The following is a 12446-nucleotide window of genomic DNA, read 5'->3' as shown; positions in this document are numbered from 1 at the left end:
GTTATAAGTCAGTTAAAAAAGGTCCAGAAGACATGTGATGCATATGCCTTTTGGACCTTTTCTAGTTGGCCATTGTTTGTCATCCGTCAACGACTCTACGTGCTCTCATTGCCTCACAAACCGGATTAATTGGAAAAGCCAGGTGCAACTCACCATTTTTTAAAAACCGTGACCGTCTCACCGAGTGCGCAAAGCCCAAAGGCCAGCATGATGATGATATAAGGTCGGTTCACTTTAATTGCCAAAGCTGCCAATAGCAGACAAACTACTGCCAGCCACAGACTCAGACAACAAATGATATCAAGCCACAGGCCTTCGTTGTGCCGACTGTGTTTTCTCATTTGGGTCACCTCATATACAACCTATCATACCTGATTGAGCTGCCTAGGACTACTGTATGCTTTCTTTCAATCTGTCTGGTTAAGATGACTTGACACCATTTTGGAGGCTTAATGGTTGCGGCTTGTTTGATACTATAAAAACCATCATAAATTCAAAACAAAAAATCCGCACCGGTCAGGGACTTTTTCCCGTCTGATGCGGATAGTTTTAGATACGAGTTCTCACCGGCGGTACATCTTAAATTCTAAGAATAAATCATTGTAGAGCCCAACCTTCGCCGGCGGGAGGTCTGAGTAGATCTCCAGATGCTTCATGGTCTCGTCATCTGGATAGAACTGCCGATCATTTTGGACGCTTTTTGGCAGCAGTTTTTTGGCGGCGGCATTTGGCGTCGCATAGCCGACATATTCGGCATTTTGAGCGGCGTTTTCGGGTTTCATCATGAAGTTAAGAAAGGCGTATATGGCTTTGAAATGTTTGGCGGTTTTTGGAATGACCAAGTTGTCAAACCAGAGATTGCTGCCTTCTCGCGGAACGACATAGTGCAGGTGTTTATTGTTGGCCAGCATTTCACTGGCTTCACCTGACCAGTCGACAGCGATTTTAGCTTCGTTTTCAGCCATATACATTTTGATTTCATCGGCGACAACTGCCTTGACGTTGGGCGACAATTGATCGAGTTTGGCTTTGGCCACTGCCAGCGTCTGCGGATTGGTTTCGTTAACTGACTGGCCCATTGAGATCAAAGCCGGCGCGAAAACATCACGCGCGGAATCAATCAGCATGATCGAATCTTTGAACTTAGGATTCCATAACTGATTCCAGTGCTGAACTTCACTGGCTTTGACAAACTTGTCATTATAAATGATCCCCAGTGTCCCCCAGAAATAAGGAATGCTGTATTTATTGCCAGGATCGAATTCCTTATTGATCAAACGCGGATCCATGTTCTGCATCCCGTTTAATTTACTTTTATCAAGCGGCAATAGCAGATGCGCCTTTTTCATTTTCTCAATCATATAATCCGACGGGACGGTCAAATCGTAGCTGGTGCCGCCTTGCTGGATTTTGGTGAACATGGCTTCATTGGAATCAAATGTTTCCTGATTCACGTGATAGCCGGTTTGCTTTTCAAATTTACTGATTAGTGCCGGGTCGATGTAATCGCCCCAGTTGAAAAGATTCAGCGTGTTGTCGCCAGTATTGCCTTGCGACTTTTGCAGGTCTTGGCTCCAAACCGCTAATCCAAGGCAAACGGCCAGGATGGCGACCGCAATACTAATGAGTCGTTTCATTGATCAACGCCTCGCTTTCTCGCTTGTGTTTGGCGCGCCGGCTCTGACCCGCCCGCTGTAGGAAGTAGTAACCGACAACCAGCAGTAAGGCAAAGACGAACATGACGCCGGATAATGCATTGATTTCCAAGCTGATGCCTTGGCGGGCGCGAGCGTAAATCTCGACAGCCAACGTTTCAAACCCATTGCCGGTCACGAAGAAGGTCACCGCAAAGTCATCCAGCGAGTACGTAAATGCCATGAAGAATCCCGAGAAAATGCCAGGCGTGATGTAAGGCACGATGACGCGCGTCAGCACCTGATAGTTGGAAGCACCCAAATCACGAGCGGCGTCCAGCAAGGAATGACTCATTTCCTGCAGACGCGGCAGGATCATCAGCACCACAATCGGGATAGAAAAGGCGATATGGCTCATCAGCACTGACCAGAATCCCAGCGGAACCTTTAGCGCCGTGTAAAAAATCAGGAAACTGGCACCGATAATAACATCCGGACTTACCATCAGAATGTTGTTGAGTGACAAGACCGTATTTTTCATCACGGGACGGCTGGTTCGATCAATGGCCAGCGCGCCCAATGCACCGATAATCGTCGCAATTAAGCTTGATAACAACGCTACCAGCAACGTATCCAAAACAATCTGAATCATCCGCGTATCCGCAAATAACTCAGCGTAATGTTTCCAGGTGAAGCCGGAGAAGTTGCTCATCCGATCCCCAGTCGAAAATGAATAGATCACAAGATAAAAAATCGGCACGTACAGACAGATGAACACGAAAATCAGATAAAGGTTGGACCATTTAAACTTACGCTTCATGCCGGCGCACCCCCTTCTTCTTTCGCTCACCGGTCAGGAACATGATGATAAACATGGCGACAATCAAAACAACGCCGATTGTTGAACCCATGCCCCAGTTCATTGTCGTCAAAAAATGCTCTTCAATGGCGGTGCCAAGGGTGATGACCCGATTCCCGCCAATTAACCGGGTTAACATGAACAGGCTTAAACTGGGAATGAAAACTGCCTGAACCCCTGACTTGACCCCTGAAATCGTCAACGGCCAAATCACTTTAGTAAACGTCTGCCAGCCGTTTGCGCCCAGATCCTGCGAGGCATTCACCAGATTTTCCGGTAGTTCTTCAATCGCATTGAAAATCGGCAAAATCATGAACGGAATTTCGATGTAGGCAGCAACGAAAATAAAGCTGAAATCAGTAAAGAGAAATTGCTGTGGTGCAATCCCAAACATCCCTAAGAAACTGTTGACTCCGCCGTCCTGGCTAAAGATGCCGATGAACGCATACGCTTTTAGCAACAAGTTGATCCACGTCGGTAAAATGATCAGCAATAGCCACAATTGCTTATGCTTGGCGTAATGCAGCAGATACGCAGTCGGATAACTGATCAGCAATGTGGCAAAGGTGATCAAAAAAGCATACCAAACCGAATTAATCGTCATCATAATATAAGTGCCGGATTTAAAATAAGTTTGGTAATTCGCCAAGGTAAAATGGCCGCTGATATCAAAAAAGCTTTGATAAACGATCAATACCATCGGCGCGATGACAAATAGTGCGAGCCACATCACATAAGGCGTGTAAAATGCAACATTCGTGGTGGATTTTTTCACGATGACCCTCCTCAGATTCAAAATCTAATGGTGCCTGCCAAGTGTTGGTTTTTCCAGACTACAAACGCCGACAGAACACCGATCCCCCTACCACGGATCAGTCGCCTTCATAGGTTTCCAGCCGTGCGTCGAATTCTTCTTCGGATTCGTTCAACCGCATGACGTGAATATCTTCAGGATCAAAGGTTAATCCGACTGTTTCCCCGTCTTTTGCCGGATTTGTCGAGTGAATCAACCATTCGTTTTTCAGTTGGTCGTACGCGACAATTTCGTAATAATCGCCGCGGAACAGTTGGGTATCAACTTCGACATTCACTTTGCCGGCGTCGGCTGCTGTAATGTCCAAATCTTCCGGGCGCAGGACAACTTCAACGGGTTCATTTGGCCGCATGCCGGCGTCGGCGCATTCAAACTGTTTGCCATTGAATTCAACCAGGAAGTCCTTAATCATGTGACCGGGGATGATATTACTTTCGCCAATGAAGTCGGCAACAAAGTGATTGACCGGTTCATCGTAAATATCGACCGGCGTGCCACTTTGCTGAACCTGGCCATCGTTCATGACAAAAATTTCATCCGATAATGCCAGTGCTTCTTCTTGATCATGGGTCACAAATAAGAAAGTGATCCCCAACCGTTCCTGCAATTCGCGCAGCTCGTACTGCATGTCCTTACGCAGCTTGGCATCAAGCGCTGATAATGGTTCGTCTAAAAGCAACACTTGCGGCTCAAGGACAATTGCCCGGGCAATGGCGACGCGCTGTTGCTGGCCGCCTGACAGCTCGGAAATCTCCCGATCGGCATATCCTTGTAGCCGAACCATTTTAAGCGCGTCCGTTACCTTGGTCTGAATCGTTTCCTTGCTCATACGATGCAACCGCAATCCAAACGCAACATTGTCAAAGACGTTAAGGTGCGGAAATAACGCATAATCCTGGAAAACGGTATTCACTTTGCGTTGGTTAGCCGGGACATCGTTTATTTTTTTGCCATCAAAAAGAACTTCGCCTTCCGAAACATCCAAAAATCCCGCAATGGCGCGCAGAATCGTTGTTTTACCGGAGCCGGACGGGCCGAGCAGCGTATAGAATTTTCCTTGTTCGATTTCGATATTGACATCTTTTAATACTTGCGTGTCGCCATAGCGCTTGCCGACATGCTTCAGTTCCACAATAATGTTGCTCAATGACCCCAACTCCTTATAGATAAGATGCTGTCGCAACCAGCAGGCACTTACTGCGACCCGTTGCTGCGTTGACAAGTTGATGTTGTTTCGTTGCGTGAAAATAAATGGTTTCGCCTTTTTTGGCAACATAAGCCTGATCGCCCAGCAGCAGTTTCACTTTGCCGCTAACAACGTAAACAAAGGTCTCAGCCGGGGATGGTTCAAACGTTTTAAAAATGCCATCCGGGGCAAAATCAATCATCACCGGCTCCATCTCATTCTCATTACTTTCCGGTACCAACCACTTCAGTTGATAGCCTTTGTCTTCATCCAGATAAGTGACCTGATCTTCTTCGTGGTAAACCAGCGAATCAACCGGCTCTTCCCGGAAAAAGTCTGCTGGAGACTCGCCTAAAACGCTCAGAATATCAAAGAAAGTCTCGAGTGACGGTGAACTCTGGTCATGTTCAACCTGCGAAATATACCCTTTCGATAAGTCGGTCCGCTCCCCGAGTTCTTCCTGTGTCAGGTTTTTTCGAATGCGCAGATCACGAATTTTACTACCAATATCCATGGCACACCGCCTTTTTAGGTTTCGTTAAACTAAACTTCAAGTTTACTGACTCTGCCTATTATACAAATGTCATGCACCAACGCAAGCTTTTATAACTGAGATGGGCAAAAATATTTTTCAAGCGGGATTGCCTGGCTGAAAATTTAATGAATATCGCCTAAATCGTTAGCAGCACAGAAACAGCGGCATCGCATTTTCTTTTAAGAAAAGGATGCCGCCGTTCGTTTATCTATTAAGAATAGTGTCGCTCTATAGCCAGACTTCTAAGATCAGACTTCCTCCAAAGACGTCAGAGTCGCCGCATTTTCGGTAAAGTTGACATTTTGATTCAGCCGCTGGGCCATGGTCATGGTGATGTAGCCTTTTTCCATCAAATCATGAATTGCCGTGCGCTCTGCGGCAAAGGCAATCGCGCGTAAACGACTCAGTTCATGTTCGTACTGAGTCGACTTATGCGTATTCAACGCCTTGACCGAGGCGATGCGGTTGCGATATTGAACAATCAACGAATAAATCACCTGGCGATTGTAATGGTGGGCCTTGTTTTCTTTTTGGCGGAGAAACTTCGACAGGTACTTCAACCCGCCTTTTGCCGTTTCTTTTTCAATGAACAATTTCTCGTTAAAGAAGCGATGCGAGCGGTTTTGCTCACTGGCCACGGTGTACCAGAAGTGTGATAGGCGCAATGCCGAGCGGTCAAAAAGCATCCGCAACGTTGGCCGCCCCGATCGTTTGGCCATGGAGTCCAGATCATCCATTCGGTGCTTTAATCGCTTGCGTGCTTTGGCATAACTCTTCGACATGATTTGGTTTTCCCGCCACAAATCGTCCAATGCATATAATTCGCCTTGAACACCGACTTTGCGCAAGTCGAGTTCATCTTGAACCAACGGCGGAATTGCTGCACCGGTATCCTCGGCTAATTCAAGGCGACGGATCAGGTTTTGGTATTCCGCAATGAGATCCAACGCCGCTTTTTGATTCGATTCCCGACGCTCTGATTCAACGCGGCGGACCGCCATCTGGTATACAAACATCTGCGCCTGGCTCAGGGAAATAATCCGTACATCATTCGTGTGATCTTCGTCAGACTCAGTGTCATCATCGGTTGCTGCAATGGTAGAACCACGCGTTTGCAAAGGTGCGACTGACCGAGTCACGATTGGCAAGGCCACAATCGCCACAATCAGGCTCAACACCACGACACCTGCCGCAATAAACAGCATCAGGCTCCGTTCCGGAAACGGATCCCCGTTGGCCAGAGCAGCGGGTACCGCGAATACCCCGACCAACGTAATGGCACCGCGAACGCCTGAAATACCGCTTAACAATGCCGCGCGCCATGAAGGCTGGTTGCCTTTTGAACGGACCGTCAGCAACATGTAACCATAAATCCATAAGGTCCGTAAAATCAGGATACCCAGATAGACCAAAACGACAAAGCCGAGTGCCTGTAACGTGCTGACTTCATGATCAGCAATCGTATCGCGCATCGCCACCGGAAGCTCAATGCCCAGAATCAGGAAAATAATTCCGTTAAGCGTGTAAACAATTAAATCCCAAGTCCGTTCCGACACGATTCTTAATTCCGGTAACGCAGTCACATACCGATTATATTGCGTATTACTCAGCAACCCGGCTACGACGACGGCGATAACGCCGGAAGCATGCATGAACTCGTCAACAATCAAATAAATAAAAAATGGCGTTAACACCTGCAAAATCGTATGCAGAATCACATCATTGATCCCTTGTTGCAGCAGCCAGTTACGACTCAAGTTGATGATCCCGATTAAAACAAACCCAGCCATTGCGCCAACTAACGCCACATAGAAGAAATCCTGAACCGCGTGTCCAAAAGCAAATGTCCCGGTCAGCGTTGCGGCAATGCCATATTTGAATCCGATCAAGCCGCTGGCATCATTGATCAGGCTTTCACCGCTGACCAAGTGCAAAACCCCACTTGGCAAATGGGTCCGCTTGGCCAGGCTCTGAACCGCAATCGGATCAGTCGGGCTGAGAATCGCGGCTAAGGCAAAACTTGCAGGCAGCGGCAATGGCGGGATCAGGAAATGAATCAAGTAACCGCCAACCAACATCGTTGCAAAAACCAGAAAAATCGCATTTCCGATGATCGGGCCCCGCAATTCCCACAACTCCCGCCGTGGAAAATGCCGTCCATCGTAATACAATAGCGGCGCAATGAACAAGAGCATGAACCAGTCGGTCGCTAAGTTTATCGTTAAATGAAAAAACAAAGCCGCGCCGAGTCCCAGCGCGACTTGAATCAAAGATACCGGGACAGCGACAATGTAGTGGCTGAGCACGTTTGACACGATGACCAGCGCCATCAAAAACAAGACGGCTTCGACTAAATGCATTGTGGGGCCCCTTTCTTTTATTTTGAATGTAGGCTATGACTGCAAGGGTTCGCCAATGATGCGGACTTCAGTTTCCAAATCGACACCAAATTTGGCCTTAACCGTTTTCTGGATCAGGTGGATCATATCCAGATAGTCAGTGGCAGTTGCGTCACCTAAATTGATGATAAAGCCTGCATGCTTCATTGAAACCTGCGCACCACCAATAATGTGGCCTTGCAGACCGGCCTTTTGAATCATCGGGCCGACAAAATGATGCGGCGGCCGCTTAAAGACTGAACCGCAAGACGGATATTCCAATGGCTGTTTAGCCGCCCGTCTTGCATTCAGCTCGTCCATTTTGGCGCGAATTGCCGGTTTATCGCCGGGTTTCAGGGAAAAAGTAACGCTTAAGACAACATCGCCAGTATCCTGAACAATACTATGGCGATACCAGAACTTCAATTCGCGATGGTTATAGGTTTTGAATTCACCTGCGCGCGTCAACACATGGGCGCTGCTGATGACATTGCAGACTTCACCGCCGTATGCCCCAGCATTCATGAAAAGTGCGCCGCCGACACTACCTGGAATTCCGGCCGCGAACTCAAGACCGGTCAATCCGGCGCGATACGCAGCTTCAGTCGTGTCAATGAGGCGTGCGCCAGCCTGAGCCGTTACGGTGTTATCTGTCACCGTAATCTCGTTCATGGCCGTCAAAATCAAGACCAGCCCACGGATACCGCCATCGCGCACAATTAAATTACTTGCGTTTCCGATGACCGTCAAAGGCAAATGCTGTTCCCGCGCCGATTCAACCAGAGTCCGGACCTCGGCAACGTTTTTAGGAAAAGCCAGTAAATCGGCTGGCCCACCGGTTTTTGTAAACGTATAATGGCTTAACGGTTCATCATGCATGATGGTGATCCCTTCAAGCATCCGTGGTGCATCTACCACAACATCAGGTCCTTTCAAAAAGACTACTTATATATTTTAGCAGAAATTGACGCTTGTGAACACTTACCTCTCCGTGCGTTTGTTAGAAAAGTCTAGTAGAATAAAAGAGCAATGTAGCGATAGGAGTGAACGTTTTGAAATTAATTTCATGGAACGTGAATGGCTTGCGGGCCGTCTTAAAAAAAGACTTTATGACAATTTTTAATGAACTGGATGCTGATTGGTTTTGTCTTCAGGAAACCAAAATGCAGGCAGGCCAAGTGAAGCTTGACCTTCCTGGCTACCATCAGTATTTTAATTACGCGGAACGCAAAGGTTATTCAGGCACCGCGATTTTTACGAAACACGAACCGCTCAATGTGACTTACGGCATGGGCATTCCCGAGCACGATAAGGAAGGCCGCATCATTACGCTTGAATATCCCAAATTTTACTTGATGACGGTTTACACTCCCAACTCTGGCAGCGAGCTCAAGCGACTCGATTATCGTCAACAGTGGGATAAGGATTTTCGTGCCTACACTAACCAGTTGGCGGAAAAAAAGCCCCTTGTTTATTGCGGTGACTTAAACGTTGCCCATGAACCGATCGACCTTAAGAATGATAAGACCAATCACCATAACGCTGGATTCACCGATGAGGAACGTGCCGATTTTACCAAGCAGCTTAAGAGCGGCTTTATCGACACTTTCCGCCATCTGTATCCCGACACGGTCACTTATTCTTGGTGGAGCTATCGGTTCCACGCGCGCGCCAATAATGCCGGGTGGCGGATTGACTACTTTGTTGCCAGTTCAAACTTTCAGCCGTATGTCAAAGATGCCAAAATTTTAACCGATGTCATGGGCAGTGACCACTGTCCGGTTGAACTCACCACGCAGGATTTACTATAGGAGCGTCAATAATGAACTTTATTGCCATGGATTTTGAAACTGCTAATCGCAAACGAGCCTCAGCCTGTTCGCTTGCCTTAGTGGTCGTGCAGCAAAATCGGGTTGTCGATAGTTTTTATACACTCATCAACCCGCAGATGCGCTTTGACCCGCAAAATATTCGCATTCACGGGATCACACCGGATATGGTTCAAAACCAGCCAACTTTTGATCAGGTTTGGCCGCATATCCAGATGTTTTATACTCCGGGTCGCATTGTCACGGCTCACAATGCCCCGTTCGATGTGTCGGTGTTGCGCCTGACACTTGACCGGTATGGCATCGCTGCGCCGCGCTATCAGGTGATCGACACTGTTCGGACTTCACGGCAACTTTTACCGAAGCTGCCGAATCATCGGTTGGATACGGTCAGTGCTGCGTTAAAAATTCCGCTGGAACATCACCACAACGCGTTGGCAGATAGTTATGCCTGCGCACGAATTCTCATTGCCGAGAACGAACATTTTGGCGAAGCCCGAACGAAAGCTATGATGAAGTTGGCTAAGGCTGGTTGATGAACAAGTAGAGCTTAGGCAATCAGTCTTCATGCCGTGCCAAACTCCGCAATCTCCGGCCAGCTGGGGTGGCGACGCGAAGCTAGAGCGGAGGGCACGACTTAGAGCCTCTGCAAAACCGGCAGAGGCTCTAGGCTCGGCCTTGTACTACGCCGGGAAGATCGCCCGGCTAGTACAATGTCACAGCTGAGCCCCATCTGGCCTACGATTGCTCCGCTTTGGCACTAATATCTTAAATAACCCAACAAATTACCTTGGGGAAACAAAAGGTGAACATACTCTAGTATGTTCACCTTTTTATTATATCTATGAGTTATGACCCAGCATTAACTGATTTAGAAGATAGCTTTATCCAGCTATATTACTTTTTAGCAACGCTACGCTCAGACTTCCAGATGCTAAAGGACGTTTTCATCGACTGCCACAAGCCTGAACCGGAGTAAACCAATACATTGTTCCGGTAGACTTTTACCGTGAACATGGTAAACAGTACGAGGAAGACGAGACTGATGGCGACGCTGATCCACGCCTCGCCCATGCTGGCCCGCCCTAGTGACATCTGGGTGGGCATCACGAAGACATTCAGGAATGGGACATAGCTCGTAATCTGTGCCAAAGCCGAATCGCTTGATTGAGCCGCAATCGTAATGAAATACCCAATCAACCCCAACATACTAATCGGCATAGCTGCCTGTTGGACCTGTTCCTGATTGGAAACCAGCGAACCGGTCAGTGCAGCCAGTACTGAGTAGGTCAAGGTGCCGATGATGAAGAAGACGACAATCATTGCTGTGGTGCCAGACACCAGAATCGAAAAGTCAAATTGTTTCAAAACACCGGACACAAACGACTGATTTTTGACGAATTGCCAACTAATCACCCCGGCAACCACATAAATTGCTAGCTGCGTCAGTAACAGCGCGAAGATTCCGGCCAGTTTACCGAAGAATTGGGTGGTCGCGCTCACCGAGGACAAAAGAATCTCCATAATGCGCGAGCCTTTTTCCGTGGCAATTTCCTGAGCAAGAATCGAGCCGTAAACCATGGTCACCATCAAGATTAAAATCATGGCCACAACCGCAACCCCGTGATTCATCAATTGCGTTGAGTTTGACTTGGTCACCTGTTTGCCGTTTTCAATGGCCACCGTTTTAGTGCTGACCATTGGCGGTTGCGTCAGTGCACTGACCTGCGCTGCCGTGAGATGCATACTTGCCGCGGTGCTGCTAAGTTTCAAGCCACTGAGTGCCGTGACCAAAGTGGTTTTATCAACCTCTTGGCCGTTATCCCGCGAAACATAGCGCGAACGGAATTGATCTTTGGCATTGACAGTTAAAATGCCGTCAACTTTCTCATCGTTCAGCGCCGCATCAGCCTTTTTACTCGATGAGTACACTTTAAAATGCAAATCATCGTTGTTTTGCTTACTTAATGCCTGGCTGACCGCGCTGACGTCACTGACAACTGCCACTTGGGCGGGTGCCTGCGTTTTGGCAATGTAAAAAGCAATGCCGAATCCAATCGCCAGAAAAAGCAATGGCGATAAGACCAAAAAGATCCACGAACCGCTTTTGGCATTCTTTTTGTAAACCTGACTCATGACGACCCAGAATTTATGCATGTGTTTCACCCACTTTCAAGCGGAAAATCTCATCAAGCGTTGGCGGTTGTTGCCGAAATTCCGGTATGTAACCATTGGCGACCGCTTTAGCAAAAATCTGGCGGCCCACTGCCGGATCTGCCAACGTCAACTCAAATTCCTGACCGTGTTGACGAATGTTCGTTACACCATCAAAGGCTTGCAAATCATCTCGGGTTAAACCGGATTCAATGAAGAGCTTCGTCCGGCCAAAGCTTTCGCGAATGTCACCGACAGCGCCGTTTAAGACCATCTTTCCTTGCTTCAGCATCACCAAATGATCCGAGATGGCTTCGACATTGGCCATATCGTGGCTGGAATAAATAATCGCCGCGCCATTGTCTTTTAGCATCTCAATCCCAGCCATTAACAAGCTCGCATTGACCGGATCCAGTCCTGAGAAAGGTTCATCTAGGATCACCAGTTTAGGCATATGAATCATGGTCGCAATCACTTGCACTTTTTGCTGGTTACCTTTGCTCAGGTCCTTGATTTTATCGGTTGCCTTGCCTTTAACCTGAAAACGTTCCAGCCATTCGGGAATCCGGGCTTTCACATCCGCCGTCTTCATCCCGCGCAATCGGGCAAAATAAATAATCTGATCCTGCACGCGCATCTTCGGGTATAAACCGCGTTCTTCAGGCAAATAGCCGATGATGTCATAATCCTTGGCCGTTAACGGATGGTCATTCCAGGTAATCGTTCCGGAGTCTGGGGTCAAAAAATTCAAAATCATTCGGAACGTCGTTGTTTTACCGGCCCCGTTTTGGCCAATCAGTCCCATAATTTCGCCAGGCTTGACGGTAAAACTCACATCATCAACCGCCGTCATGGTGCCAAAAGTCTTGACGAGATCTTTAACTGCTAACATTGCACACCTACTTTCTTAATTCATGTCATGCTCCACATTGCTAACAGTGTAGCATGTATACTTTGCTTATCAAAATATAATTTTTAACTATCATAGCCAATGATTAACCTGTTACACTAAAAATAGCACTAGAGCCACCACTGGTCTTAGTGCTATTTTAGTTGA

General features: G+C 47.7%; 12 protein-coding genes. 2 read left to right on the top strand and 10 right to left on the bottom strand.

All coding sequences use genetic code 11. The features are described 5' to 3' along the window. Positions 1 to 149: 149 nt before the first annotated feature. The 8 genes from LACZS1_RS14180 to murB all read right to left on the bottom strand — a co-directional run bounded on the left by LACZS1_RS14180 (position 150) and on the right by murB (position 8324). On the bottom strand, positions 150 to 341 hold the full coding sequence (locus LACZS1_RS14180; protein ID WP_010489269.1) for a hypothetical protein: 192 nt from the start codon (positions 339 to 341) through the stop codon (positions 150 to 152). Positions 342 to 563: 222 nt separating this feature from the next. Next, positions 564 to 1637, bottom strand: a complete 1074-nt coding sequence (locus tag LACZS1_RS04670; protein WP_070650177.1) for an ABC transporter substrate-binding protein — start codon at positions 1635 to 1637, stop codon at positions 564 to 566. Further along, positions 1621 to 2454: an ABC transporter permease gene (locus LACZS1_RS04665; RefSeq protein ID WP_010489273.1), complete on the bottom strand. Its 834-nt coding sequence runs from the start codon at positions 2452 to 2454 to the stop codon at positions 1621 to 1623. Before LACZS1_RS04665 ends, LACZS1_RS04670 begins: the two co-directional genes overlap by 17 nt. Continuing rightward, positions 2444 to 3268 carry an ABC transporter permease gene (locus LACZS1_RS04660; RefSeq protein ID WP_080958066.1) on the bottom strand — a complete coding sequence of 275 codons (825 nt, stop codon included), beginning with the start codon at positions 3266 to 3268 and terminating at the stop codon, positions 2444 to 2446. The genes LACZS1_RS04665 and LACZS1_RS04660 overlap by 11 nt, the downstream gene beginning before the upstream one ends. 97 nt (positions 3269 to 3365) lie before the next feature. Beyond that, positions 3366 to 4454 carry an ABC transporter ATP-binding protein gene (locus LACZS1_RS04655; RefSeq protein ID WP_010489277.1) on the bottom strand — a complete coding sequence of 363 codons (1089 nt, stop codon included), beginning with the start codon at positions 4452 to 4454 and terminating at the stop codon, positions 3366 to 3368. A 13-nt stretch (positions 4455 to 4467) separates the two neighbouring features. After that, positions 4468 to 5007 (bottom strand): helix-turn-helix domain-containing protein, encoded by a 540-nt coding sequence (locus LACZS1_RS04650; protein WP_010489279.1) that lies wholly within the window; start codon positions 5005 to 5007, stop codon positions 4468 to 4470. Positions 5008 to 5276: 269 nt separating this feature from the next. Then, positions 5277 to 7388, bottom strand: coding sequence for a cation:proton antiporter (locus LACZS1_RS04645; protein ID WP_070650178.1), 2112 nt, complete (start codon positions 7386 to 7388; stop codon positions 5277 to 5279). A gap of 33 nt (positions 7389 to 7421) precedes the next feature. Beyond that, positions 7422 to 8324 (bottom strand): UDP-N-acetylmuramate dehydrogenase, encoded by a 903-nt coding sequence (murB, locus tag LACZS1_RS04640; protein ID WP_172493414.1) that lies wholly within the window; start codon positions 8322 to 8324, stop codon positions 7422 to 7424. Between the two features lie 134 nt (positions 8325 to 8458). On the opposite strand from murB, the gene LACZS1_RS04635 reads away from it, so the two are divergent. After that, on the top strand, positions 8459 to 9217 hold the full coding sequence (locus LACZS1_RS04635) for an exodeoxyribonuclease III (protein ID WP_070650179.1): 759 nt from the start codon (positions 8459 to 8461) through the stop codon (positions 9215 to 9217). Positions 9218 to 9228: 11 nt separating this feature from the next. Further along, positions 9229 to 9771, top strand: coding sequence for a 3'-5' exonuclease (locus LACZS1_RS04630; RefSeq protein WP_070650180.1), 543 nt, complete (start codon positions 9229 to 9231; stop codon positions 9769 to 9771). A gap of 361 nt (positions 9772 to 10132) precedes the next feature. On the opposite strand, the gene LACZS1_RS04625 is transcribed toward LACZS1_RS04630, so the two are convergent. Both LACZS1_RS04625 and LACZS1_RS04620 read right to left on the bottom strand, forming a co-directional pair. Further along, positions 10133 to 11392 (bottom strand): ABC transporter permease, encoded by a 1260-nt coding sequence (locus LACZS1_RS04625; RefSeq protein WP_010489288.1) that lies wholly within the window; start codon positions 11390 to 11392, stop codon positions 10133 to 10135. After that, the gene (locus LACZS1_RS04620; RefSeq protein WP_070650181.1) at positions 11385 to 12281 is read right to left on the bottom strand and encodes an ABC transporter ATP-binding protein; all 897 of its coding nucleotides are present in this window, start codon (positions 12279 to 12281) and stop codon (positions 11385 to 11387) included. Before LACZS1_RS04620 ends, LACZS1_RS04625 begins: the two co-directional genes overlap by 8 nt. Positions 12282 to 12446 lie beyond the last annotated feature (165 nt).

Source organism: Lacticaseibacillus zeae subsp. silagei, assembly GCF_030770335.1.
GTDB classification, from domain to species: domain Bacteria; phylum Bacillota; class Bacilli; order Lactobacillales; family Lactobacillaceae; genus Lacticaseibacillus; species Lacticaseibacillus zeae.
This window is presented reverse-complemented; position numbering and strand designations above follow the sequence as displayed.